The sequence below is a fragment of the Amycolatopsis sp. WAC 01376 genome (assembly GCF_003947415.1).
Lineage (GTDB): Bacteria > Actinomycetota > Actinomycetes > Mycobacteriales > Pseudonocardiaceae > Amycolatopsis.
In genome coordinates this window covers 19,093-42,486 of the sequence record NZ_QHKL01000004.1, presented here as the reverse complement: position 1 = coordinate 42,486, position 23,394 = coordinate 19,093, and the positions used below count along the sequence as shown (strand labels likewise).

The window sequence follows — 23,394 nt, the reverse complement described above, 5'->3', positions numbered from 1 at the left end:
AAAGGCTTGTCGACGAAGCCCTGTGTCGTGCTCGTGGACACCTACGAAACGGCCGATCACGGGTTGCCGCAGACCGCCCGGCACATCGCGCCGACGTTCCTGGCGCTGGGCGCCGAATGTGTGCGCGTGCAGAGCGCGCCCGACGCGCCCGGGCAGTACCGGAAGTCCTCACCGACCATGAGCAACTATCGCGAGAACATCGTCCACGACGGCGATCTCGCGAAGACGCTGGACGCGCTGGCCGTGCACGAGCCGGTCGCGGTCGTGGCCGGTGGCGAATACGCGGTCGCCTTCACCGACGAACTCAGCGAAGCGCTGGGCGTTCCGTCGAACGGCACCGCGCTTTCCCTTGCCAGACGGGACAAGTCCGCCATGGGCGAGGCCGTCGCCGCGGCAGGGCTGCCCGTCGCACGGCAGTTGCTGACCGCGGACGAGGCCGAACTCGCCGCATGGCACCGAGAAGTGGGCGGGCGGATCGTCGTCAAGCCGAACCGCAGCGCGGGCGGCGACGGGGTGTCCTTTTGCGACACTCCGGAGCGGTCGGCCGAGGCGCTGCGCACGATCACCGGCCGCCAGAACGTGTTCTCCGAGGACAACGATTTCGTCATCGCGCAGGAGTACCTCGCCGGCAGTGAGTACATGGTCAACACGGTGAGCATGGACGGCCTGCACCAGGTGTGCGACATCTGGAAGAGCTCGCGTTTCGCCATCAACGGGGTGTCCGACCTGCTCGGCGCCTGCCAGATCGTGCCGAGGCGCGGGCCGGGCCACGACGAACTGGTGAATTACGCGTTCGCGGTACTCGACGCGCTGGGTATCCGGCACGGCGCCGCGCACGTCGAGATCAAGCGGACCCCACAGGGCCCACGGCTGATCGAGGTCGGTTCGCGGCTCTCGGGCGGCGACCTGCCGCATCTGGCGCGGCTCGCGATCGGCGAGTCCCAGCTGGACTGGATGGCCGACGCGGTGTTGCGGCCGGAGCGGTTCCGCGAGCGGTGGGGCGAGGACTACCGGATCCGGCGCCACTACGCCTGGTCCGCGCTGCTCTCACCGGTCGAAGGCACGCTCCGCCGGTACACCGCGCTCGGCGAGATCGAGCGGCTGGAGAGCTTCCACGAGATGTTCGTGCTGACCCGGCCGGGGAAGCCGTTGCGCCGCACCGTCGACGACACGACGTTCCCGGTGGTCGTCACGTTCATGCACGAGATCGAGGAGTACGTCCTGCGCGACCTCGGCACGCTGCGGTACCTCGATGGCGTCGGCTGCTACGAGCTCGAACGGTGACGGCGCAGGGGTTCTTCCGGACGCGGCTCGGCGGGCTGCCCAAGTCGTTCTGGGTGCTGTGGACGGGAACGCTCGTCAACCGGCTCGGCACGATGGTCTTGCCGTTCCTGGCGCTGTACCTGACCAGTGATCGCGGCCTTTCGGTGGCGACGGCGGGAACGGTGCTGGCGCTGCTCGGCATCGGCCAGGTGTTCTCGCAGCTCATCGGCGGCCTGCTGGCCGACCGTATCGGCAGGCGGGCGACACTGACCGGCGGCATGCTCGCCACCGGCGCGATCATGCTGGTACTGGGTTACGTCGAGCGCCTCGAACTGATCGCGGTCGCCGCGTTCCTGCTCGGGCTGGCACTCGACGTGTTCCGCCCGGCCACCCAGTCGATCGTGGCGGATCTGGTGCCCGGAGCCGATCGCACGCGGGCCTTCGGGCTGCTGCTGTGGGCGATCAACCTCGGCTTCTCGATCGCGATGGTGCTGGGCGGCACGATGGCCCGTGCCGGTTTCACGACGCTGTTCTGGGTGGACGCGGCGACGTGCGTGGTGTTCGGCCTGCTGGTCTGGCGAGCGGTTCCCGAGACACGCGGTGGCGGCCGATCGCGGGAGCCGGGTGGCTTCTCCGTCGTCCTGCGCGACCGGGTCATGGCCGGGCTGATGCTCATCTCGCTGGTGGTCGCGTTCGTGTTCCTGCAGAGCCTGGCCACATTGCCGCTGGCGATGCGAGAGGACGGGCTTTCGCCCGCGGGGTTCGGACTGGTGATGGCGGTCAACGGCGTCGTCATCGTGGTCGTGCAACCACTGGTGGGTCACCGGCTGGGCCGTTGGGATCCTTCGCGGGTGCTCACCTTCGGGATCCTGTTGACGGGTTTGGGTTTCGGCGCCACGGCCTTCGCGTCGACGACGCTGGTGTACGCCGCGTGCGCCGTGGTGTGGACGCTCGGCGAGATCGTGATCCAGTCGGTGGGTGTCGCGATCGTGGCGGAGCTCGCCCCGCCGCATCTGCGCGGCCGGTACAACGGCGCCTATGGCACGGCGGCCGGCCTCGCCGCTTTCGTCGCCCCGCTCGGCGGCACGCAGCTGCTGGTACTGGGCGCGCCCGTGTTGTGGACGGTCTGCTTCGGGCTGTGCCTGGCCGCGGCCGTGGGACAGTTGTTGCTCGGCAACGCCGTCCGTCGCCGGATGGCCTATGCACCTGTTCCCGTGGCGGTCGGCTGACTCGGTCTATCCGTCCATTCTGGACGCGAGGATCGCCGCGCCGGGCCCGGACACCTCGTCGAGCGCCACGACCCTCCCGGCGATCGCCAGCAGGAGCGCCTCGCCGGGACCACGGAGTTCCGGTCCGGATCCGGCCGACCAGTCGAGGTCGGTGGCGACGAGCCGGAGCCCGCGCGCCCGCCGGTTGGCCTTGATCGGCGGGGCATAGCGGGCGAAGGCCAACGCGTGGCGCAGCCGGTCCGGCGGCACGTCGCGGGGAAGCCCCAGCGGCCGCCGGATGTCCTGCTGATGGATGAGCCCGTCGAGCAGCGCCACCCGTCCGCCGAACGCGGCGGTCAGGCCGCGGGGTTCGAGATGGTCCTCGAACCTCGCGATCAGTTCTTCAGGCGTCCGGCCGGGCTTTCGCGCGACACCGAGCGCGTTGATCCGATCCAGTCGCAGCCTTCCGCGGACGGCCTGGCCGACGACGTCGCGCAGGCGCAGGGTGTCGTAGTCGACGACGTGGGTGACCACCTCCCGGACCGACCACTCCGCACACAACGTCGGTGCGTCCCACTGCTCGGGGGACAGCGAGCGCAGGAACGCGGCGAAGTCCGCCCGTTCGTTCCGTGCGAGTCGCAGGACGGATTTCACCGGTGGCCTCCTGGGTCACTTGTGGTCGAGCCACCCGCAAACGTAGTAGGCGGTGTCCTCGTTCCGCTCGGCAGTTCGCGTGATCAGACGGCGAACTCGCGTGATTGGGAAGCGATCTCGCGTGATTGGAGGCGGAACTCGGCCGGGTGGGTCAGCAGGTGGCCAGGAAGTGCCGCAGCACCCGCGTGCCGAACCGCAGTCCTTCTACCGGGACCCGTTCGTCCACACCGTGCGCCATCGCCCGGTAGGGGAAGCCTTCCGGCAGCCACAGCGGGGCGAAGCCGTAGCAGTCGATCCCGAGCGGGCTGAACGCCTTCGCGTCCGTTCCGCCGCCCATGCAGTAGGGGACCACGACGGCTTCGGGGTCTTCCGCGCGCAAAGCGCCCGCCATCGCGTCGAACCACGGCGAATCCACCGGCGCCTGGACCGGCGGCTGGTGCGCGACGAACTCGCGGGTGACGCCCTCGCCGAGCATCGCGTCGACCTCGGCGAGCAGTTCCGGTTCGGTGCCGGGGAGGACGCGGACGTCCACCTGGGCCTCGGCCGAAGTCGGGATCACGTTCACCTTGTAACCGGCGTCGAGCATGGTGGGCGTCGTGCTGTTGCGGACGGTCGGCACCACCAGTGCCCCGGCCGGCCCGAGGCGCGCGATCGTTCCGTCCACATCGGACAGATCGACCGGGACGCCGAGCGCCTCCCCGGTGCGTTCCAGGAACGCTCGCGCCGTCGGGGTCAGCCGGATCGGCCAGCGGTGCGCGGCGAGCTTGCCGAGCGCCGTGACCAGCCGGGTGACCGCGTTCTCGTCGTTGGGGCGCGATCCGTGCCCCGCGCGGCCCTTGGCGGTGAGCCGCAGATGCGCGGTACCGCGTTCGGCCGTCGCCACCGGGTAAAGCCGCACGGTCCGGCCGTCGGCGGCGGGAACGTGGTAGGAGTACCCGCCCGACTCGCTGATCGCGGCCGCGCAGCCGTCGAACAGGTCCCGGTGCGTCGCGGCGAGCCAGTGCGCGCCGTACTCGCCCTTGTCCTCCTCGTCGGCCACGAACGCCAGGACGATGTCACGCCGCGGGCGGACGCCGGCGGCCAGGGCGGCGAGCACCATCGCACAGAAGTCCTTCATGTCGACGGCGCCGCGGCCCCAGAGGAAGCCGTCGCGGACCTCGCCCGAGAACGGGTCCACCGACCAGTCGGCCGCGTCGGCGGGGACGACGTCGAGATGGCCCTGCACGAGGAGCGCCGGCAGGCTCGGGTCGGTGCCGGGGACCCGGGCGATCACGTTCGCGCGCCGGGGCGCGGACTCGATGATCTTCGCGCCGATCCCGAGCCCGGAAAGCAGCGTCGCCACGTACTCGGCGGCTTCGCGCTCGCCTTCGGAGTCCCCGTCGCCCCGGTTCGTGGTGTCGAACCGGATCAGCCGCGAGCAGACTTCGACAACATCCATCTCAGCGTTGTCTTCGGAACCCGCGGCCGCGATCACGTCGCCCGGCCGGTCAGCGTGGACGGCGCCCTGCCGCCGCGCCGGCGGGGCCTTCGGCCCGGCGGGTTCGTTGTCGAGAGGTCGGTCGTGAACCTCGCTTCGCGATTCCATGTCAGCCATAGATACCCTGCACCGCCCCGGCCGCGATCGCCGTCACGATCTTGAACGCCTTCATCGCTTCGGTCATGTCCGGCGCGTCGAAGCCGACCCGCCGTACGCCGATCTGTTCCACCGTCGGGATCACCGCCGCCGCCTGCGCGAGATGGCTCGCGTCGAACTCGACCTCGATCCGGTGCGGGGTGGTGAACCGTTCGACCCGGCCCGCCCGGTTCATCGCGTCCGCCGCGGCCGAGGACAGCAGTTCGGCGGTCCTCACGGGCGGCAGGCAGATCGCGGCGTAGCGGCTGACGCACTCCTTCACCGTGACCAGTTCGGCCTCCGGCGCGTAATCCTGGGCGTCGTCGCAGGCCTTGTCGTCACCGGAGACGACCAGCACCGGGACGCCGTACTCGGCGGCCATCGCGGCGTTGAGCCTGCCTTCGCTGGCGGGGACGTCGTCGAGCCACACGCCGGTGATCTGATTCTCCAGGTACGTGTGGGAAAGCACGCCGTCGAAACCGGCGCCGGCGTGGTAGCCGAGGAAGACGACGCCGTCCACGCCGGTGTCGATGCCCTGCATCATCGAAAGCGGTTTGTGCCTGCCGGTGAGCATGCGCGCCCGGCCGTCGAGGTCTTCGAGCAGGAGGTTCCGCTGGGACGAATGCGCCTCGTTGACCAGAACGTCGGTGGCGCCGGCGTCGAAGAGGCCCGCGATGGTGGCGTTGACGTCACCGGTGAACAGGCGCCGGAATCGTTGCCACTGCTCGGTGCCGGGGATGACGTCCTCGGTCCAGGTGACGCCGGTGGCGCCCTCCATGTCCGCCGAGATCATGATGCGCATGCGGGGCAGACTAGCCGAGGTTCTTTGCCCTCGCCGCCGGGATCACGGCCAAGAACCGGAACGCGGGTAGACCGCCCAGGCGCGCTCCCACGCCGCGAACCGATGCCGGTCGAGCACCAGCCGGACGACCCGGTGCAACAGGATCAGCGAGCCGACCACCGCGAACCAGAGCCAGAGTCCGACGAGCACGGAATCGAACACGGCCGTCGACGCGGTCCTCGGTGCGGCGGTGAGGGCACCGCGGGCGTCGATCCAGATCGGCACGGCCGTTCCGGCGGGGCTGCCCGGCGTGGCGAGGACACCGCCGGTGTGCCGCACGCCGCGCGAGTCGGTCCAGGTCGCCTCGGTGGTCGGGTCGTCGGTCCCGACGCTTTCGCTGTCGACGATGCGGACGGGTGCGGCCTTCAGCAGGTACGCGGTGGTGGCCTGACGTCCGGCCGAGTCGACGGCGGCCGCGGCGACCTGCCTGCCATGGTTGGCCGAACCGGCGGCGGCCGCGACCGGGACGGCGAGCAGCGCCGCGAGGATGACGAGTTTGAGGAGAAGGGCTTCGAATCGGTCTGAGCCACGGGCGAGCGAGTTGTGACCAGGGAAGAGCCGTCGCCTGAATCGGGCGATCGGACCGCTGGACCCGTGCACGAGGAACCCCATTCCCTCAGACCGCGAAAACCTCCATCTTCGATTCTCGGTCACCGGGGCGCCGCTGTCGCGGTATGGGGACACAGACCACTCTGTGAACCCGTACACAACCTTTAATTCGTTTTACCCGTCCGGGTTCCCCGGCTACCGTCTTTGCCATGGGGATTTTCTTCAACCTGTGATTCTCGTCTTCGACGCGGCCCTGGCGTAGAGCCTTCGCTCCGCCGGGCCGCGTCCTTCCGCACGCGCTCTTCTTCCTTCGAGAATCCAGGAGGACGCCCCTATGCGTACCCCGTGCCGAAATCCCGGGACACAACTCGTGCTCTCCGGTGTCACCAAGCGTTTCGACGACCATGTCGTACTCGATCAGGTCTCCTTCAGTGTCAAACCGGGGGAGAAGGCGGGCGTCATCGGCGACAACGGTTCGGGTAAGTCCACTCTCCTGAGGCTGATCGCCGGCCGCGACCGGGCGGACAACGGCACGGTGACCGTCACCGCGCCCGGAGGTGCCGGCTACCTTCCGCAGACCTTGGAACTGCCCGGCACCGCCACGGTCGGCGACGCGATCGACCTCGCGCTGGCCGACATCCGGGAACTCGAATCCCGGCTGCGGGCGGCCGAGACGTCGCTCGAGACCGCCGAAGACCTCGCTGCCTACGGTGACCTCATCACCGCCTACGAAGCCCGCGGCGGTTATGAGGCCGACGCCAGGGTGGAGGTCGCCCTGCACGGGCTCGGGCAGCCGGGCCTCGATCGCGGCCGCGCGCTGGGCAGCCTGTCCGGCGGGCAGCGGTCCCGGCTGGCGCTCGCGGCCACCTTGGCCGCGTCACCCGAACTGCTGTTGCTGGACGAGCCGACCAACGATCTCGACGACGAAGCCGTCGCCTGGCTGGAGAATCATCTCCGCGGGCATCGCGGCAGGATCGTCGCGATCACCCACGACCGGATGTTCCTCAGCCGGGTCACCACCACCATCCTCGAGGTCGACGCCGATCGCCGGACCGTGCACCGGCACGGCAACGGTTACGCGGGTTACCTCGCCGCGAAGGAGGCCGCGCGGTCCCGGTGGGTCCGGGAGTACGAGGAGTGGCGGCTGGAGAAAGCCCGCTACGAACGGCTGGCGGACGTCAACATCGACCGGTTCTCGGCGATTCCGCGCAAGGCCCCGGCGGCGTTCAGCGGGGCCGGCGCGTTCCGGGCCCGCTCGCGGGCACACGGGGCGATGAGCCGGATCCGCTCGGCCCGCGAGCGGATCCAGCGGCTCGACGCCGACGCGGTCCCGCCTCCGCCGCAGCCGCTCCGGTTCAGCGCGCGGATCGCCGCGGGGGAGGCGGAAACCGATCAGTACGTGGTGAAGGTCGACGACGTGTCGGTCGACGGCCGTCTGCCGCGGACGTCGCTCAGCGTGCTGCCCGGCGAACGGATCCTCGTGACCGGGCCCAACGGGGCGGGCAAGACGACCCTGATGCGGGTGCTCGCCGGGGAACTGGCGCCGTCGACGGGATCGGCGGAGCGCGCGGGCAGGATCGGGTTCCTGCATCAGAACGGCGGGCTCGCAGGCGACGCCCGAACCGTCTTGGCGGTCTTCGCGGGTGACAGTGACGAGGACGAGGCGGCCGAGAGGTTGCTGTCGCTGGGCCTGTTCCGGGCGCCGGATCTGCGCAAGCCGGTGCGGGAGCTGTCCGTCGGGCAGCGGCGCAGGCTGGAACTGGCCAGGCTGGTGACGGCCAGGACCGACCTGCTGCTGCTCGACGAGCCGACCAACCACCTCGCCCCGGATCTCGTGGAGGAGATGGAACAGGCGCTCGCGGAGTACTCCGGCGCGCTCGTGGTCGTCACCCACGACCGGCGGATGCGGCGGACCTTCGAGGGCAGGCGGCTCGAACTGGTCACTTCAGCGGCATGAGCGGTCCGTCCACTTTGGCCGGATTGAGACAGCTGTTCAGTCCGTCCACGAGGGAACAGGTCCCTGGCCCGCGCTTGAGCCGGTAGCCCTGCGGCACGCCACCCGCCGTCACCAGACCCTGGTACGCGGGAACGGCGTCCGTGGGGCGCCGGGTCAGCGCGGGATCGGTGAGAGCGTCCACTGTGTACAGCCCGAACCGGGCACGGTAGCTGCCCCATTCGTAGTTGTCGGTGAGGCTCCAGTAGTTGTAGCCGATGAGGTTCATCCCGTCGGCCTTCGCCCGCTGGAGCCAGTACACGGTGTCGCGGACGTGATCGCCGCGGCTGTAGTCCGCGTCGCGGGGTTTGCCGTTGTCGGTCGCCATGCCGTTTTCGACGATGTACAGAGGCAGGCGCGGGAACCGGTCGTGGTAGCTGCGCAGCGCGTAGTAGATGCCTTCGGGCTGGAGCTTCACGTCCCAGAACTTGTCGCTGGCGGCGGCGAACACCGTCCAGTTGTCGATGCTGAGGCCGTAGTAGTAGTCGATGCCGATGAAGTCGAGCTTGTCCTTGACCTGGTCGAGGAAGAACCAGTCGGCCATCCCGTTGACCCCGGTGATGTAGGCCTGATTGCTGGTGACCTTCGAGGTCGGATCGAGTTCGTGGATCAGGTCGTAGGCCCGCCGGTGCGCCTGGACGACGTTGGACTGCGCCGCGAAGTACCGCGTGGCGTTCAGCGCGCCGACCTTCTGTTCGTTCTTGAGGAAGATGAGCGGCTCGTTGAACGTCACCCAAAGGACGCCCTGACCGGCGTAGCGCTGGACGATCGTCCGGCTGAATTCCAGCCACGCGTCGGCGGTCCGCGTCTCCGCCCAGCCGCCCTGATCGAGCGCCCACCCCGGATAGACCCAGTGGTTGAGCGTGATCATCGGGGTCATGCCCGCGGCCCGGACCTGCCGGAGCACGTCGTCGTAGAAGGCCAGTTCGGTCTCGTCCCACCGGCCAGGCGAGGGTTCGACGCGAGCCCACTCGACACCGAAGCGATAGGTGTTGACGCCGAGCCCGGCCGCGAGGCGGATGTCGTCGGCGTAGCGGTGCCGGAAGTCCACGGAGTCGCGGTACTCGTCGACGCCGTCCTTGCCCGCGGAACGGTCCACGAACCGCTTCCAGTTGCTGTCGGGCGCGCTGCCTTCGGACTGGTAGCCCGAAGACGCGACGCCCCAGTAGAAGTCCCGGGACCAGTCGTCATCCTGCGATGCGGACGCGTTCACGGCCGAAAGTGTCGCGCATAGTGAGACGGCGACCACCGAGGACAACACCCGGCGTAACCTTCTCCGATGCTCCGGCCACTTCGTCGATCGTTCACCGGTGTCCGCCATCTTCCGGACGCTAACGTGAGTGAACGGCGTAAACAAGAGGCCGTCCGGGGGCTTCGACGATGACGTTGGGGAGATGATCGACTTGACCGGCAGCACGGTCCGACACGCCGTCTATCTGCCGCCTTTCGGCCCGTTCGGTGAGCCGGGAGTGCTCGTCGACCTCGCCGTGCGCGCGGAGGCGGCGGGCTGGGACGGGTTCTTCCTGTGGGACCACGTGGTCGCGGACACCATGCCCATCGCCGACCCGTGGACGACACTCGGCGCGATCGCGCACGCCACCAGCCGCCTGCTGTTCGGCCCGATGATCACACCGCCCGCCCGGCGCCGCCCGTGGGTGGTCGCCCGGCACGCGTCGACGGTCAGCAGGCTTTCCGGCGGGCGGCTGATCCTCGGCACCGGGCTCGGCTCGGACGAATCCGGTGACTTCAGCCGGTTCGGCGAGCAGACCGACCTCCTGACCCGATCGGCGATGTTCGACGAAGGCCTCGACGTCATCCGCGCGATCTGGTCCGGCAGGCGGTTCGACCACGACGGCGCGCACTACCAGGTCGCCCTCGCCGAGGCGCCGCCCGAGCCGTTCCCGATCCCGATCTGGGTGGCGAGCTCGACCGACAACCCGCGCGTCGTCCGGCGGGCGGCGTTGTGCGACGGGATCTTCCCGAACCCCGAGGACCACACGCCGACCGCCGAAGAGATCGCGGAGACCCACCGCGCGCTCCGCCTCGCCGGACTGGAACCGGGACGTCCCTTCGACGTCGCGGTCGCCGGGAACGCGAGCCCGGCGTGGGAGGAACCCATCAAGGTCGATCTGCCGGCTCTGGGGCAGGCCGGGATGACCTGGTGGATGGAGTCGCTGATGCATCTCGACCCGCTGGAGCTTTCGCAGAAGATCGTGGACGCCGGTCCGCCTCGGTGGTGACACGGCCGCTCGGGTGGCTCCTTCAGCGCTTCCGATGGGCCGGCCGTCGACCTCTGATGTCGTGAAGGGTCCCTTTGAGACCTTCATCGTCTCAAAGGGACCCTTCACGACATTCCCACGAAAACTCACGTGAGCGCCTGGAGTTCTTCATGTACTGGGGAAGGTGTGAAGGTCGAGTTTCCTCGGCTGAGCCGAGGGAAGGGGGACTTCACGCGCAGCCGTTGTGACTGCTGGTTCCTATGGGGCCCATCTGTCCACAGTGGACTGACACTCGGCCTTCCGTCGGATTCCGTTGCTCCGAAAGACTTCACCGCCCTTGTGGTGGCGCGAGCCTTTGGTAGCGTCACCGCGGGCGTCCTGCGAACCAGTGACGCGCGGGGGAGGGATCGAATGGCCGATGAGCTGGACGGGCACCACGCGATGCGGCTGGAAGCCGGGGTCGCGCTGATCAACGCGCTGACCGGAAAGCACGTGCACGGCAGGCCGAAACCCGCGCTCGGCGGTCGCGATCTGGTTCGTGCGGCCGCCGAAGCGGTCGGCGACACCGGGAACGGCCGCGTCGACCTGTCCAGTGCGGAGAGGCTGCGAAATCTCGCGTCCCGGTTGCGGGAGATCATCGAGTCGCTCTCCAGGCGCGAGCACGACGAGGCGGCCGGGTTGCTCAACCGGATGCTCGCCGACAGCAGGGCGCGTCCGTCGTTGCACCGCCACGGCGACCAATCGTGGCACCTGCATTTCCACGGCCCCGAAGCCGACCTCGTCCAGCAGTGGACGGCCGGGCTCGCGGTGGCGGTGGCGGCGGCGTTCGGCGAGCACATCCCGCATCGCGTCGGGCTGTGCGCGGCGCCGCGGTGCGATCAGGTGTACATCGACGCGAGCCAGGCGCAGATCAAACGGTTCTGTGGCCTGGCCTGCCAGAACCGGGTGAAGGCCGCCGCGTATCGCGCCCGCCGGTCAGGGGCGTGAGCCGCGCGGCGTCGCGTCGATGTACCACTCGCGGCTGAACGCGAGGCCGAAGAGCGGCGCCGGAAGCCGGGTGATGACCCGCATCAGCGGCGCGAGCCTGCCGGTTCCCTTCACCTGGGTGGAATGCGCGGCGATCGCGGCCTGCTTCTGGCGCGCGAAGCGCCGGACGTCGAAGGTGTGGGTGATCTCGGACCGGGCGCTGTAGGCGCGGAGAAGCCTGTCGACGTCGTAGCGGAACGGGATCCGGGACAGGCGCACGATCCGCACCAGGCGCGCGACGGCGTCGCGGGGGATCGTGGCCTCCAGCAGCCGGACGTCGCCGGCGAGTTCCGCCGCACGTTTGCCGACCTGGTGCACCTTGACGTGGTCGCGGTGGCCGTAGCCGCCGTTGCGGTCGTAGCTCAGCAGCACGGAAGCCTTCTCCTCGCGCAGGATCGCCACGAGCCGCGCGGCCGCTTCGTCGGTGCTCGCGCGGACGAAGCGGACCCAGCCCGGCGGGTCCGGGTAGAGGATCGCGCCGTGGCCACTGCCGGCGTATCCGAGGTGTACGACCCGCGCGACGCCCAGCACCGTCGCGCTTGCCTCGAGTTCGGCGCGGCGCGACGGGTCCGGGCCTTTCATGCCGATGGTGGCGACCACGAGTACGACTCGGTGCCCGTCCGCGGCGGCGCGGGCGAGGGTGCCGCCGGTCAGCAGTGCTTCGTCGTCCGGATGGGCGTGGAAGGCCACGATGGTGGTCACGCTCCGATCATGCCGGAGGTCGTCGAAACAGTGGGTGGTCAAGTCTTGACCGTCCGTCGATCTCGTGGGTAATCTCTCCTTTACTTTCCAATAGTAAGGAAAGTTTCCTATTTAATCCCGCCGCCCTGACCGTCGGCACGCCAACGCGGGCGTCGTCGACGCGAGAGGAGAAGCCGAATGCGTTGGGACAAGATCCGTCTCCGGGTGACGGCCGCACTGGCCGCCGGACTGCTGGCGCCGGTCGCCGCCGCGAGTACCTCGATGGCGACCGAGACCGGCACAGCACCCGCAACGCAGGCAGCCGCCGCGCTGCCGCCGGGCAGCCCGGCGGCGATCAACGGACAGCTGAAGGTCTGCGGCCTCCAGCTCTGCAACTCCGCCGGCAAGCCGATCCAGCTCCGTGGCATGAGCACCCACGGGATCCAGTGGTTCAGCCAGTGCGTGAAGACCGCTTCGCTCGACGCGCTGGCCAACGACTGGAAGGCCGACGTCCTCCGGATCTCGATGTACATCCAGGAAGGCGGCTACGAGACCAACCCGCGCAAGTTCACCGACATGGTGCACGGGTACATCGAGGAAGCCACCAAACGCGGGATGTACGCCCTGGTCGACTGGCACCAGCTCACGCCCGGCGATCCGAACGCGAACCTGAGCCGCGCCAAGACGTTCTTCACCGAGATCGCCCAGCGGCACAAGGACAAGACCAACATCATCTACGACATCGCCAACGAGCCCAACAACGTCAGCTGGGACCGCGTCCGCAGCTACGCGGAGCAGATGATCCCGGTCATCCGCGCCCAGGACTCCGACGGCGTCGTGCTCGTCGGCACCCACGGCTGGGGCTCGCTCGGCATCTCCGACGGCCGCAACGAGACCGACATCATCAACAACCCGGTGCGCGCCACCAACTTCATGTACACGTTCCACTTCTACGCGGCGTCGCACAAAACCGAGTACTTCAACGCGCTGAGCCGGGCCGCGAGCAAGATCCCGCTGTTCGTGACCGAGTTCGGCACCCAGACCGCCAGCGGTGACGGCGGGAACGACTTCACCAACTCCCAGAAGTACCTGGACTTCCTGGCGTCGAAGAAGATCAGCTGGACCAACTGGAACTTCTCCGACGACAGCCGTTCGGGCGCGGTGTTCAAGCCGGGCACCTGCTCGGGCAGCTCGTTCACCGGCACGGCTCCGCTGAAGCCCGCCGGCGTCTGGATCCGGGACCGCATCCGCACCGCGGACAACTTCCCGACCTCCTGATCCCGGCAGCGCGCACGTCAGGAAAGGGTCGTTCAGGACAAAAAATGTCCTGAACGACCCTTTCCTGACACATCAGCCGAGTGGTTCGAAATCCAGCGCGGCGAGGCGGTCCGGGTCGGCGAGGATCTCGATCGCCGCGATCTTCCCGTCCACGACGGTGAAGGCGAAGACCGTCGTCGGGACGCCGTCCTTGGTGACGACCATCCCGGCCGCGCCGTTGACCAGTGCGGGGCGCGGTACCCCACCGGCGCCCGTCGACCGGAACATGAGCGCCTGGCTCGCGACCGTGGCCGCGCCGCGCACGAAACGCGTGACACCGGCCGGGGCCGCGCCGCCCTCGGCACGGAGGATGACGTCCGGGTCGAGCACCGAGACCAGCGCGTCGAAATCGCCGTCCCGCGCGGCGGCGAAGAACGCGTCGACGACTGCCCGCTGACGGCTCAGGTCCGCGTCCGGGACCGTCGGCGAGCCCTGCAGGCGGCGGCGCGCGCGGCTGGCGAGCTGCCGGGTCGCCGCGGAGGACCGGCCCACGATCGGCGCGATCTCGTCGAACGGCAGGGCGAACATGTCGTGCAGCACGAACGCGAGCCGTTCGGCGGGGTCCAGGGTGTCGAGGACGACCAGGAGCGCCAAGCCGACCGAGTCCGCCAGCAGGGCCTGGTGTTCCGGGTCGATCCCGTCCTCACGGCCGATGATCGGGTCGGGGAGCTGCGCGCCGACCGGGTCTTCGCGCCGTGACTTGCGTGAGCGCAGCATGTCGAGGCAGATCCGGCCGACGACGGTGGTCAGCCAGCCGCCGAGATTGTCCACGTCACCGGACTCCGACCGGCTCAGCCGCAACCAGGCCTCTTGCACGGCGTCGTCCGCTTCGCTGAGCGAACCGAGCATCCGGTACGCCACCGCCCTCAGATGCGTCCGATGCCCCTCGAAGCGTCGTGCCAGCCAGTCGTGTTCGTCCACGGTCCCCATCCTTCATCGATCAGTCGTAACCCTGACGCGTGGGGGAGCGGAGATGTGACAGCCCTTCAGCCGCGGGCGGCGGTTCGGATCGCCGGGGCGCGCATCGCCGTCGCCGCCGCGCCCAGGTGCGAACCGAGGGTCGAGGTCACCGCGACGGCGACGATGACGAGATAGGCGCCGATCGTCGCGTCCGGTACGGGACCGCCGGTCCTGGCGACGCTGTAGGGGATCACGGTGACGGCCGCGGCGAGCGAGCCGAACAGCACGCCGACCGCCGCCAGGACGGTGCCTTCGGTGCCGACGAGCCGCAGGACCTGCGACGGTGTCGAACCGATGAGCCGCTGTTGACCGAACTCCCGGCGGCGTCCGGCGATCGCGGCCACGACGGTGTTCACCAGCATCACGGCGGCGAACAGCGCGATCATGCCGACGACGACGTAGTTCAGGGTCTCGATACTGCTCGCGATCTCGACCGGTGCGATGACGGCGGCGTTCTCGACGGCCTGCATGTACAGCGTCCCGGTCGCGATCCCGGTGAACAGGATGATCGGCACCAGCACACCGGCCATTTGGCGGCTTCGGACACGAAGGTGCGCCGCCGTGAGGTGACCGCTGACGCCCGCGCGTCGCAGCGGAGCGGCCAGCACGGCTGCGATGGGGCCGAGCAGCGCGGGGGCGAGGAGTGCCAACCCGATCGCGGCGAGGATCGCGCCCTGGCCGCCGACCGCCATCAGCGCGGGTTCCGTCCCGGTGAACACGGTCATCGTCACCACACCGCAGCCGAGCCCGGCGGCCAGCACGATCGCGGCGCCGACCACCCGGAGCCGGCTGGTCCGCCGGGTGTCGACGCCCGCCTCGCGGATCGCCTCCACCGCTCCGCGCCGGGTCACCTGTCGCGCGGCGACCGTCCCTGCCACCAGCGCCGCGAGAAGCGTGATGCCGGTGCCCATCGAGACCGCGATCGGGCCGAACCGCGCCTCGAGCCCGGCCGGTACGCGGCCCGTGTCACCGAGCAGCGCGACCAGCCACCGTCCGGCGAAGACCGACGGCACGACGGCCGTGGCCGCGGCGAGGACCGCGACGGCCGCCGCTTCACCGACGATCATCCGGCCGATCTGCGACGGCGTCGCGCCGACACTCTTCAGCAACGCCAGCTCCGGGGCGCGTTGCCGGATCAGCAGAGAGAGCGTCGAAAGCGTCGCGAACAGGACGATCACCAGGCCCCAGCCACCGACGACGCTCGCCATGATCGGCAGCGTCTTCGCGGTCTCCGGTCCGGCGGCGGTGCGAGTGTCCAGGAGGGACGCGAACGTCATCAGAATCGTGGCACCGAAGAACAGCGCGACGAAACTCGCGATGAATCCGGTGGTACGACGGCGGAGCGACGAGAACGCCAGCTTGGTCGCGATCATGCGGAAGGTCCTCCCCAGGCTTAGCCGCCAGGTTAGGGAGACCGGCCGTCACCGGACAGGGGACAGGCCCCCGAGCGCGAGGTAGGGGCGGCCCTACCGCCGCGGGTAGCCGCCGTCGACCTCCTTCACCGGCTTGTGCGGGAACCGGCGTTCGGCGTAGGCCTTCGCCGGTGAACCTTCCTGCACGTACAGCGTCTCCACCTTGTCCTGCAACGGTTTCACCACGGTGCCGAGGAAGCCGCGGCGGTCGTCGAGATACGGTCCGAGCACGTCTTCACCCGCCGGGCAGACGGCCATGCAGTACGCGGCCTTGTAGTTCGGCTTGAACGCGAGGCTCTGCCACATCGACACGTTCTCCGAGTCGGTCACCCTGGACCTGAAGTCGGCGGCGTCTTCGCTGTCGGCCACGGTCTGCGCCCAGTCGGTGAAGCCGCTCATGAACTCGCGGTAGTTGTGCGTCGAACAGGCTAGGAAGTCGAACTCGCCGGTCTTCGAGATCGCCCCGATCGGGCAAGCCGCGACGCACAGCTTGCACTCCAGGCAGGGGTTGTAGTCGAGGGGCTCGCCGTGGGCGGACACCTCGGCGTCCACGAGCAACGTCGCGAGGAGCACGAAGTTGCCGAACTTCGGATGGATCACGTTGCGGTGCAGCCCCATGGCGCCGAGTCCGGCCGCGACGGCGACCGTCTTGTGCGCGACCACCCAGATCCGGCCGGGATAGTGCTCCATCTCCATCGGGAACGTCGCCGACGGGTTGATCGCGCGGTATCCGGCGTCCTGCAGTGCCCGGACGATCGTGTGCCCGGCCTCGTTGATGATCTCGCCACCACGGTGGAACTCCTGGTTGGCGACGCTGCGGGCGGGGGAGCGGACGTCGTCGCGGTTCATCCGCACCACGAGCGAGACCAGGGTCTTGGTGCCGGGGAGCGCGCGCAGGACGTGTTCACGTTCGCCCGCAAGATCCGGATGGTCGAGCGGGACGGCCGCCGCGTCGTCGGCACCGGCGGCGAGGCAGATCTCCTTGAGCCAGCCGGCGTCGATCACCGGTGACGGCCTGTCCCGCGGTTTGGCGAGCACCGCCCGTACCGACGGGTGGCTCGCCAGTTTCTTGGGAAGCCGGTCGGTCACAACGCCTCCAGGATGGTCGCGTTGGCCTGGCCGCCGCCTTCGCACATCGCCTGCAGGCCGTAGCGGGCGCCGTGGTGGTGCAGCGCGTTGACCAGCGTGCCCATCAGCCGGGTGCCGCTCGCGCCGAGCGGATGACCCAGCGCGATCGCCCCGCCGTGGACGTTGACCTTGGCCGGGTCGGCCCCGGTCTCCTGCTGCCACGCCAGCACGACACTGGCGAACGCCTCGTTGATCTCGAACAGGTCGATGTCCGCGAGGCGCAGACCGGCGCGCCGCAAGACCTTCTCCGTCGCCGGGATGACGCCGGTGAGCATGAGCAGCGGGTCGGAGCCGGTGACGGCGAAACTGTGCAGCCGGGCGCGCGGCCGCAGCCCCAGTCTGGCGGCGGTCTCGCTGGAAGTGATGAGCACGGCGGAGGCGCCGTCGTTGATCGGGCTGCTGTTGCCCGCGGTCACCGACCAGTCGATCTGCGGGAATCTTTCCGAGATCCCCTCGTCCTGGAACGCGGGGCGCAGCTTGGCCAGCGTTTCGAGGTCGGTGCCCGGCCGGACGGACTCGTCGGTGGACACCAGGCCCGACGGGGTCTCGATCGGCACGATCTGGCTCGCGAACCGGCCGAGCGCGTGCGCCCGCGCCGCCTTCCGGTGCGAGGACACCGCGAACTCGTCCATCGCGCCGCGGCTGAGCGACCACTTCGCGGCGATGAGTTCGGCGCTGATCCCTTGCGGCACCAGGCCTTCCGGATAGCGCTCGGCGACGCCGGGGCCGAGCGGATCGGTGCCGGGCAGCACGTTCGACCACATCGGGACGCGGCTCATGGACTCGACACCGCAGGCGATGACGACGTCGTACGCGCCGGCCATCACGCCCTGTGCGGCGAAATGCACGGCCTGCTGGCTGCTCCCGCACTGCCGGTCGACGGTGGTCGCGGGCACGGACTCGGGCAGCCCGGCCGCGAGTGCCGCCCACCGCGTGACGTTCTGGGCCTGTTCGCCGACCTGGTCGACCGCGCCGCCGATGACGTCGTCGATCAGCGCCGGGTCGAGGCCGTTGCGCTGGACGAGCGCGCGCAGCGTGTGGGCGAGCAACTGGACGGGATGGACCCCGTGCAGGGCGCCACCGGGCTTGCCCTTGCCGATCGGGGTACGGACGGCGTCGACGATGACCGCGTCGTGCACGGCTGCCTCCAGTAGTGAGTTGGAACCTCCAACTCACTCTGGCACCGAGTGGGTTGGAAATCAAGACTCACTGGGTTTACGCTGGCCGCATGACCGAAGGACCGAGGGACTGCTCGATCGCCAACGCGATGGAGGTGATCGGGGAGCGCTGGAGCCTGCTCGCGCTGCGCGAGGTGTTCTTCGGGGCGCGGCGGTTCGACCAGATCGTCCGCAACACCGGGGCGAGCCGGGACATCCTGACCGCGCGGCTGCGCAAGCTCGTCGAGGCGGGAATCCTCGAAAAACGGCTCTACGAGGAGCATCCGCCGCGCTACGAGTACGTGCTCACCGAGGCGGGGCACGGGCTCAACCACGTGCTGCTGAACCTCATGGCGTGGGGCGACCGGTACGTCACGGACGGGCCGCCGCCGACGGTGTGGCGCCATTCGTGCGGCGAGGTCCTCGCACCGGAGACCGTCTGCGCGCACTGCCAGGAACCGGTGCGGGAGAAGGACATGACGCTCGTGCGGAGCAGCCGGCGATGACGCGTGTCCGGCTGTCCGTGAAGGCCTCCTTGAGGGACCCAGAGTCCCTCAAGGAGGCCTTCACGGACCTTCGCTAACCGCGGTTCCGCCATTCCCGCGCGATCATCCGCATGAGCGCCGGGTAGATGATCAGGTACCGGAACGGCTTGATGAATCCCATGTACGCCCGGCCGAACAGGCCGTTGGGTTTGACCAGCACCGCCATCTGACCGCGATACCCGCCCCGCCCGTCTTCGACCCACGCGATGTGCAGGACGCCGTGCATGGTCCCGTTCGCCATTTCGGCGGCGAATTCGTCTTCGAGCCGGTACACCGGAGTGAACGGCGACCAGTCTTCGTCCGGCCCGGTCGGTGTGTCGCGGAGGTCTTCCGGCAGTTCGGCGCGGAGTGATCCCACCCGGGTGTCGAGGCCGGCGGTCCGCTTGTCCAGGCCGAACAGTCCGCCGAGTTTCCAGCGCAGCGCCCACAACGCCCGGACGGGCAGTGGTGCCCCGTTCGGGAAATCGCCCGACGAGAACTGCTTCACCAGCTTGGCGAAGTCGTCCGGACCGCCGGGTGTTTCCAGCGCCCAGACGTCTTCGAGGTCGAAGTCCCCGGCGATTTCGTGGATCCGCCAGGAGTGGGTGGTGTGCGCCGTGTTCGCGAGTTTCATGCCGACACCAGCTGGACGATCTCGCGTGGCCGGACTTCGCGGTCGTCGAAGGCGACGTCCACGTCCGCCGAGCCCAGAGCCTGCATCGAGGCCGCCTGTGCCGCCTCGGATTCCCACCGCACGATCGAGACCACGGCGTCTCCGGCGGCGGTCACCCAGCATTCGGCTGCGAGGCAGCCCGGAGTGGAGCGCAGGACGGCGGCGACTCGCTGGACGCGCGAGACGAAATCGTCGTGATGATCGGTGTGCGGGTAGTGCGTGGCCACGAATCCGACAGTCATCGTCGTTGTTCCTCCCAGTGAACTTCCGCCATCTATACGGTAGCGTATATATCGTCGTCGAGGTGCTGGAGTGACGGGAGATACGGTGATCGCATGGCCGCCGAAACCCGGACCCCGCCGAGCGCCTGGATCGACGCGGGGCTGCACGCCCTCGCCGCCGGAGGTCCCGGCGCCGTCCGTGTCGAGGCGCTCGCGAAAGCGCTCGGCGTCACGAAAGGCGGGTTCTACGGCCATTTCGCCGATCGGGACACGCTACTGGAGGAAATGCTCGCCACCTGGGAGCGGATGAGCACCGACCTGCTGTTCGAGAGCGTCGAGCGCGAAGGCGGCGACGCCAGGGCCAAGATCCGGCGAGCCGGACTGCTCGCCGCGGACCGGCTGCTGCCGATCGACCTCGCGATCAGGGATTGGGCCCGGCGCGACCAGGCGGTGGCCGAACGGCTCCGGCGGGTCGACAACCAGCGGATGGATTACCTGCGTTCCCTCATGCGCGAGATCTTCGCCGACGAGGACGAGGTCGAAGCCCGGTGCCTGCTCGCGTTCTCGCTCCTGATCGGCAAGCACTTCATGGCCGCCGACCACAACGGCCGCACCCGGGACGAGGTCACCGAGTTGGCGGGGGCGTTGCTTCTCGGTGGCAAGCCCGGCCAACACGGCTGAGGGTGTGTCTGAAGCGTCGTCTCGTCCGTGAACTGCGCTACGTGTCCGACGATAGGTCCATGTACCCGGAGATCGAGCCCTACGCGTCAGGCCACCTGAACACCGGTGACGGCAACCTCGTGTATTGGGAGGAATGCGGCAACCCTGACGGCAAGCCCGTGGTTTTCCTGCACGGCGGCCCTGGCGGCGGCTGCTCACCGTCGCACCGCCGGCTGTTCGACCCGTCCGCCTATCGGATCGTCCTGTTCGACCAGCGTGGCTGCGGGCGGTCGTTGCCGCACGCCTCCGCGTCGGGCGATCTTTCGTCGAACACGACCTGGCATCTCGTCGATGACATCGAGCGACTGCGGCAGTCGCTGGGCATCTCGCGGTGGCAGGTGTTCGGCGGGTCCTGGGGATCGACGTTGGCGCTGGCGTATGCCGAGAAGCACCCTGAACGCGTGTCGGAGTTGGTGCTGCGCGGGGTCTTCACGCTGCGTTCGTCCGAATTGAATTGGTACTACCGGGGTGGCGCGGCGAACGTCTTTCCGGACTTGTGGGAGAAATTCATGGCGCCGATCGCGAAGCTCGACGGGGATCCCGTGGAGCTGTACGCGAAGCTGCTCGCCGACCCCGACCCCCGGGTGCACGGGCAGGCCGCTGTCGCGTGGAGCACCTGGGAGGCCGCGACGACGACGCTGCTTCCCCGGCCCGAACTGGTGGCGGAATTCGCCTCGCCGGAATTCGCCCTGGCGTTCGCGCGGATCGAGAACCATTACTTCGTGAACAACGGGTGGCTCGAAGAAGGACAGCTGATCCGGGACGCCGCCGCCTTGAAGGACGTTCCCGGCGTGATCGTGCAGGGGCGGTACGACCTTGCCACGCCCATGGTCTCCGCGTGGGACCTGCACAAGGCATGGCCGGATTCGGAACTGGTGATCGTGCCGGATGCCGGGCACGTGTACGACGAACCCGGCATCCTGGCCGCGTTGCTGGCGGCGACGGATCGGTTCCGTGACTAGTCCGCCTGTTTCCTGTTGAGGGGTAAGGCGAACGTGGGGTGGCCGGAGTTGGCGGCTGGGGCGGGACTGGCCGAAGAGTCGCCTTCCTGACAGTGCATTAGGGACATTTTCCGAGGTGTCAGTGTCCGAGTTGGGCGAGTTGTGCGGTTTGGGGAGGGGGTCGTGAGTGGTAAAGAGGGTTAGAACGCTACTTGCCACTCACGACCCCTCTACCTAAACGGGCATATGCCTTAAAGTGGACATTTCGTCGTTGGGAAGCGTCTCTTGTGGACACTCAGGTCCTGTCGGCCAGCGCGGAACCACGCTTGGGCGCGAAGACCGCGAACTTGGCTTATGAAACGCGCGCTAGGCCGTTTCCTGCAAGTCATGTTCGCGGTCCCCGTGTGGATTTTGGTGCGTTGGATGACCCGAAATCCACACACCCCTCACTCGACACCAAAGGTCCCCCGCTCCCTTTCCGCAGGTCAGCACACCAGGCGATACTCACAGGACACGGCCTAGTCGTCGTCCTCTTCGGGGGTCGTCGGAACCTGTTTGCGCGCGACGTAGATGAGCAGCCCGATGATCACCACGGGGCCGACGAAGATGAGGATCTCGTCCCAGCCGCCCTGGTGCATCATCATCACCCGCGCCGCGATGGTCATGAGCCGGACACCAGTGCGATCCCGAGCGCGGTGTAGCCGATCATCAGCGCCAGCATGGGGTACTGGCCCACCTTGACGTAGTTCGCACGCAGCACACCGACGGAACGGTCATGCGCCGAGGTTACGGCCAGCACGTGCCCCGCGACGATTCCGGCGATCTGCACCAGCGCGATCACGCCGGTCGAGACGACCGTGTAGTCGATCGCGCGGCCGAAGCCCTGCTGCCCGGAGAACACGGCGAACGAGAAATAGTGCGCGACCGTGTAGCCGACCATGATCGGGATCAGGGATGGCGCGAACGCGGGATACGGGTCGAAACCCCGGCGCAGATACGGCCTGGTCAGGCTGATCGCGCCCGCGTAGGCGCCGTATGTGAGCGCGATACAGGCCGCGAGCCCGGCGGTGCCCCCGAGGACGCCGGCGTCCAGGGACGTCCAGAACGGGAGCCGGGTCAGGCCGTCGAACGCCGTCGAGCCGAGCACCACCAGTACCAGCGCGGTCAGCCAGGGCGCGGGGGATATAGCGACCAGCCCGTCCAGCGGATTCCGGACCACGAGCCGCCCGTCACTGCGCCTGCCGAACGGGGACAAGGCCGCGATCAGGCGCGCGTAGACCTCGAAAGCGTCACCGCGGTCGAACCATCGCGGACCGTAGACCACGCCGAGAGCAATGTGTATAACGGCATACACGGTGCAGAAAAGAGCGATCGCTCGCGGCGAATCCGAATGCGGGAACACCAGTTCCAGCCAGAGAAACGCCAGGAGGCCGACGATCGCGGGCAGGTAGCCCGGCCGGTCCGGGAGTTCGCGATGCCGTGCGGGGATCAGCGACGCGACCGTCCTCAGTGGATTCAGTCGCCGCCAGACCGGGCCGAACAGGAGCGAAAGCGGAACCAATCCCACCCAGAACCAGACGTAGAACCACGCTGGAGCCGGGTTGTCGGCCGAACTGCCGGGACCGGCCCACGCCATCGCGAGGAAACCCGCGAACAGCAGCACGCCGGCCACGCGTAACGCGACCCGCGAGAACGCGCTGTCGACGAACCGCTGCAGTAGGAGGGGGAGTGCACGGCCGGCGTCGGCGCCGCGGAGCTTTGGTTCCTTCCAGAACACGGTGAGCGCGAAGAAGGAGACGACGACGGCCGCCGCTCCCGCGTAGAGCGCGAGCCACAGCGGCACCGGCAGATCGGACCGGCCGCCGAGACCGTGCGCCAGGATCATCCGCTGACCCGGAGCTTGGTCACCGCCGCGCCGCTCTTGTGCAGTTCCACCTCGAAGATCCCGTCGATGTTCGCGGTGAAGGAGACCGTTCCCGGAACTCCGGGGGCCAATTGGGCGGCCTTGTCGTAGCCGTGGACGTGCAGTTCGTCCGCCTGATCGGAGGTGACCTCGAGCGCGACGTTCTCGCCGGTCCGCACCGCGACCTCCTCCGGGCCCGCCGTGCGCTTGCCCTCGGTGATCGAGAACTTCACCGTCCGGGTGCCGGTGCCCGGCGACGGTTCGGAACCGGTCGATCCCGAACAGCCGGTCACGGCCAGCAGCGCGGCCACGGTGATCCCGCAGATCCCGCCGATCCTCCGCATCGAGGTTCCTCCAAGTCGTACGCCCCGGCTTGCCTGGCCGGAACCATG

The 23,394-nt window shown here is 68.9% G+C and carries 24 protein-coding genes; 9 read left to right on the top strand and 15 right to left on the bottom strand.

Annotated features, from left to right (window positions below; translation table 11 throughout):
• Nucleotides 1-6: 6 nt before the first annotated feature.
• Both DMH03_RS22925 and DMH03_RS22920 read left to right on the top strand, forming a co-directional pair.
• Complete coding sequence (locus DMH03_RS22925; RefSeq protein ID WP_125794079.1) at nucleotides 7-1,284, top strand: ATP-grasp domain-containing protein; 1,278 nt, start codon at nucleotides 7-9, stop codon at nucleotides 1,282-1,284.
• Complete coding sequence (locus DMH03_RS22920) at nucleotides 1,281-2,492, top strand: MFS transporter (RefSeq protein WP_125794078.1); 1,212 nt, start codon at nucleotides 1,281-1,283, stop codon at nucleotides 2,490-2,492. The genes DMH03_RS22925 and DMH03_RS22920 overlap by 4 nt, the downstream gene beginning before the upstream one ends.
• Before the next feature lie 6 nt (nucleotides 2,493-2,498).
• Here DMH03_RS22920 and DMH03_RS22915 read toward each other — a convergent pair whose 3' ends face one another.
• The 4 genes from DMH03_RS22915 to DMH03_RS22900 form a co-directional block, all read right to left on the bottom strand.
• Nucleotides 2,499-3,125 (bottom strand): maleylpyruvate isomerase family mycothiol-dependent enzyme, encoded by a 627-nt coding sequence (locus DMH03_RS22915; protein WP_125794077.1) that lies wholly within the window; start codon nucleotides 3,123-3,125, stop codon nucleotides 2,499-2,501.
• A gap of 151 nt (nucleotides 3,126-3,276) precedes the next feature.
• The gene (locus tag DMH03_RS22910) at nucleotides 3,277-4,710 is read right to left on the bottom strand and encodes a M20/M25/M40 family metallo-hydrolase (protein ID WP_125794076.1); all 1,434 of its coding nucleotides are present in this window, start codon (nucleotides 4,708-4,710) and stop codon (nucleotides 3,277-3,279) included.
• 1 nt (nucleotide 4,711) lies between these two features.
• Nucleotides 4,712-5,539, bottom strand: coding sequence for a M55 family metallopeptidase (locus DMH03_RS22905; RefSeq protein ID WP_125794075.1), 828 nt, complete (start codon nucleotides 5,537-5,539; stop codon nucleotides 4,712-4,714).
• 42 nt (nucleotides 5,540-5,581) lie between these two features.
• Nucleotides 5,582-6,178: a hypothetical protein gene (locus DMH03_RS22900; protein WP_233611599.1), complete on the bottom strand. Its 597-nt coding sequence runs from the start codon at nucleotides 6,176-6,178 to the stop codon at nucleotides 5,582-5,584.
• Between the two features lie 283 nt (nucleotides 6,179-6,461).
• Between DMH03_RS22900 and abc-f the strand changes: the two genes are divergently transcribed.
• Entirely contained in the window at nucleotides 6,462-8,084 is a 1,623-nt protein-coding gene (gene abc-f, locus DMH03_RS22895) for a ribosomal protection-like ABC-F family protein (RefSeq protein WP_125794073.1), read from the top strand.
• On the opposite strand, the gene DMH03_RS22890 is transcribed toward abc-f, so the two are convergent.
• Nucleotides 8,068-9,333 (bottom strand): family 1 glycosylhydrolase, encoded by a 1,266-nt coding sequence (locus DMH03_RS22890; RefSeq protein ID WP_125794072.1) that lies wholly within the window; start codon nucleotides 9,331-9,333, stop codon nucleotides 8,068-8,070. The two genes, abc-f and DMH03_RS22890, sit on opposite strands and share 17 nt — an antisense overlap.
• A 181-nt stretch (nucleotides 9,334-9,514) precedes the next feature.
• Here DMH03_RS22890 and DMH03_RS22885 point away from each other — a divergent pair, with 181 nt between their 5' ends.
• A complete protein-coding gene (locus DMH03_RS22885; protein WP_125794071.1) occupies nucleotides 9,515-10,360 on the top strand; it encodes an LLM class flavin-dependent oxidoreductase in 846 nt (281 codons plus the stop codon).
• A 390-nt stretch (nucleotides 10,361-10,750) separates the two neighbouring features.
• On the top strand, nucleotides 10,751-11,326 hold the full coding sequence (locus tag DMH03_RS22880) for a CGNR zinc finger domain-containing protein (protein WP_125794070.1): 576 nt from the start codon (nucleotides 10,751-10,753) through the stop codon (nucleotides 11,324-11,326).
• Here the strand turns inward: DMH03_RS22880 and DMH03_RS22875 are convergent.
• Entirely contained in the window at nucleotides 11,315-12,067 is a 753-nt protein-coding gene (locus DMH03_RS22875; RefSeq protein WP_233611598.1) for a PIG-L deacetylase family protein, read from the bottom strand. The two genes, DMH03_RS22880 and DMH03_RS22875, sit on opposite strands and share 12 nt — an antisense overlap.
• A gap of 177 nt (nucleotides 12,068-12,244) precedes the next feature.
• On the opposite strand from DMH03_RS22875, the gene DMH03_RS22870 reads away from it, so the two are divergent.
• The gene (locus DMH03_RS22870) at nucleotides 12,245-13,324 is read left to right on the top strand and encodes a glycoside hydrolase family 5 protein (RefSeq protein WP_125794068.1); all 1,080 of its coding nucleotides are present in this window, start codon (nucleotides 12,245-12,247) and stop codon (nucleotides 13,322-13,324) included.
• Nucleotides 13,325-13,396: 72 nt separating this feature from the next.
• Here DMH03_RS22870 and sigJ read toward each other — a convergent pair whose 3' ends face one another.
• The 4 genes from sigJ to DMH03_RS22850 form a co-directional block, all read right to left on the bottom strand.
• The gene (sigJ, locus tag DMH03_RS22865; protein ID WP_125794067.1) at nucleotides 13,397-14,284 is read right to left on the bottom strand and encodes an RNA polymerase sigma factor SigJ; all 888 of its coding nucleotides are present in this window, start codon (nucleotides 14,282-14,284) and stop codon (nucleotides 13,397-13,399) included.
• Between the two features lie 65 nt (nucleotides 14,285-14,349).
• Nucleotides 14,350-15,696: an FtsX-like permease family protein gene (locus DMH03_RS22860; protein WP_125794066.1), complete on the bottom strand. Its 1,347-nt coding sequence runs from the start codon at nucleotides 15,694-15,696 to the stop codon at nucleotides 14,350-14,352.
• A 93-nt stretch (nucleotides 15,697-15,789) separates the two neighbouring features.
• The gene (locus DMH03_RS22855; RefSeq protein WP_125794065.1) at nucleotides 15,790-16,824 is read right to left on the bottom strand and encodes a (4Fe-4S)-binding protein; all 1,035 of its coding nucleotides are present in this window, start codon (nucleotides 16,822-16,824) and stop codon (nucleotides 15,790-15,792) included.
• Nucleotides 16,821-18,002: a thiolase family protein gene (locus tag DMH03_RS22850; RefSeq protein ID WP_125794064.1), complete on the bottom strand. Its 1,182-nt coding sequence runs from the start codon at nucleotides 18,000-18,002 to the stop codon at nucleotides 16,821-16,823. Before DMH03_RS22850 ends, DMH03_RS22855 begins: the two co-directional genes overlap by 4 nt.
• A gap of 89 nt (nucleotides 18,003-18,091) precedes the next feature.
• Between DMH03_RS22850 and DMH03_RS22845 the strand changes: the two genes are divergently transcribed.
• Nucleotides 18,092-18,526 (top strand): helix-turn-helix domain-containing protein, encoded by a 435-nt coding sequence (locus DMH03_RS22845; protein WP_125794063.1) that lies wholly within the window; start codon nucleotides 18,092-18,094, stop codon nucleotides 18,524-18,526.
• Nucleotides 18,527-18,599: 73 nt separating this feature from the next.
• Here the strand turns inward: DMH03_RS22845 and DMH03_RS22840 are convergent, their stop codons facing one another.
• Complete coding sequence (locus DMH03_RS22840) at nucleotides 18,600-19,178, bottom strand: DUF2867 domain-containing protein (protein WP_125794062.1); 579 nt, start codon at nucleotides 19,176-19,178, stop codon at nucleotides 18,600-18,602.
• The gene (locus DMH03_RS22835; RefSeq protein WP_125794061.1) at nucleotides 19,175-19,459 is read right to left on the bottom strand and encodes an antibiotic biosynthesis monooxygenase; all 285 of its coding nucleotides are present in this window, start codon (nucleotides 19,457-19,459) and stop codon (nucleotides 19,175-19,177) included. The genes DMH03_RS22840 and DMH03_RS22835 overlap by 4 nt, the downstream gene beginning before the upstream one ends.
• A 93-nt stretch (nucleotides 19,460-19,552) precedes the next feature.
• Between DMH03_RS22835 and DMH03_RS22830 the strand changes: the two genes are divergently transcribed.
• On the top strand, nucleotides 19,553-20,119 hold the full coding sequence (locus tag DMH03_RS22830) for a TetR/AcrR family transcriptional regulator (RefSeq protein WP_125794060.1): 567 nt from the start codon (nucleotides 19,553-19,555) through the stop codon (nucleotides 20,117-20,119).
• Between the two features lie 41 nt (nucleotides 20,120-20,160).
• Nucleotides 20,161-21,120 (top strand): prolyl aminopeptidase, encoded by a 960-nt coding sequence (gene pip, locus DMH03_RS22825; RefSeq protein ID WP_370310847.1) that lies wholly within the window; start codon nucleotides 20,161-20,163, stop codon nucleotides 21,118-21,120.
• Between the two features lie 497 nt (nucleotides 21,121-21,617).
• Here pip and DMH03_RS42365 read toward each other — a convergent pair whose 3' ends face one another.
• From DMH03_RS42365 to DMH03_RS22815, 3 genes are read right to left on the bottom strand one after another with little or no spacing between them, the layout of a single operon-like run.
• The gene (locus tag DMH03_RS42365) at nucleotides 21,618-21,764 is read right to left on the bottom strand and encodes a hypothetical protein (RefSeq protein WP_020635224.1); all 147 of its coding nucleotides are present in this window, start codon (nucleotides 21,762-21,764) and stop codon (nucleotides 21,618-21,620) included.
• Nucleotides 21,761-22,984: a hypothetical protein gene (locus DMH03_RS22820; RefSeq protein ID WP_125794059.1), complete on the bottom strand. Its 1,224-nt coding sequence runs from the start codon at nucleotides 22,982-22,984 to the stop codon at nucleotides 21,761-21,763. The genes DMH03_RS42365 and DMH03_RS22820 overlap by 4 nt, the downstream gene beginning before the upstream one ends.
• Nucleotides 22,981-23,346: a hypothetical protein gene (locus DMH03_RS22815; RefSeq protein ID WP_125794058.1), complete on the bottom strand. Its 366-nt coding sequence runs from the start codon at nucleotides 23,344-23,346 to the stop codon at nucleotides 22,981-22,983. Before DMH03_RS22815 ends, DMH03_RS22820 begins: the two co-directional genes overlap by 4 nt.
• Nucleotides 23,347-23,394 lie beyond the last annotated feature (48 nt).

Excerpts from the sequence above, each read along its gene's own strand:
- DMH03_RS22860 (WP_125794066.1), bottom strand. The coding sequence starts at position 15,696 with ATGATCGCGACCAAGCTGGCGTTCTCGTCGCTCCGCCGTCGTACCACC.
- DMH03_RS22845 (WP_125794063.1), top strand. The coding sequence starts at position 18,092 with ATGACCGAAGGACCGAGGGACTGCTCGATCGCCAACGCGATGGAGGTG.
- DMH03_RS22870 (WP_125794068.1), top strand. The coding sequence starts at position 12,245 with ATGCGTTGGGACAAGATCCGTCTCCGGGTGACGGCCGCACTGGCCGCC.
- DMH03_RS22835 (WP_125794061.1), bottom strand. The coding sequence starts at position 19,459 with ATGACTGTCGGATTCGTGGCCACGCACTACCCGCACACCGATCATCAC.
- DMH03_RS22830 (WP_125794060.1), top strand. The coding sequence starts at position 19,553 with ATGGCCGCCGAAACCCGGACCCCGCCGAGCGCCTGGATCGACGCGGGG.
- DMH03_RS42365 (WP_020635224.1), bottom strand. The coding sequence starts at position 21,764 with ATGACCATCGCGGCGCGGGTGATGATGATGCACCAGGGCGGCTGGGAC.
- DMH03_RS22820 (WP_125794059.1), bottom strand. The coding sequence starts at position 22,984 with ATGATCCTGGCGCACGGTCTCGGCGGCCGGTCCGATCTGCCGGTGCCG.
- DMH03_RS22840 (WP_125794062.1), bottom strand. The coding sequence starts at position 19,178 with ATGAAACTCGCGAACACGGCGCACACCACCCACTCCTGGCGGATCCAC.
- DMH03_RS22910 (WP_125794076.1), bottom strand. The coding sequence starts at position 4,710 with ATGGAATCGCGAAGCGAGGTTCACGACCGACCTCTCGACAACGAACCC.
- DMH03_RS22905 (WP_125794075.1), bottom strand. The coding sequence starts at position 5,539 with ATGCGCATCATGATCTCGGCGGACATGGAGGGCGCCACCGGCGTCACC.
- DMH03_RS22885 (WP_125794071.1), top strand. The coding sequence starts at position 9,515 with ATGATCGACTTGACCGGCAGCACGGTCCGACACGCCGTCTATCTGCCG.
- abc-f (WP_125794073.1), top strand. The coding sequence starts at position 6,462 with ATGCGTACCCCGTGCCGAAATCCCGGGACACAACTCGTGCTCTCCGGT.
- DMH03_RS22880 (WP_125794070.1), top strand. The coding sequence starts at position 10,751 with ATGGCCGATGAGCTGGACGGGCACCACGCGATGCGGCTGGAAGCCGGG.
- DMH03_RS22815 (WP_125794058.1), bottom strand. The coding sequence starts at position 23,346 with ATGCGGAGGATCGGCGGGATCTGCGGGATCACCGTGGCCGCGCTGCTG.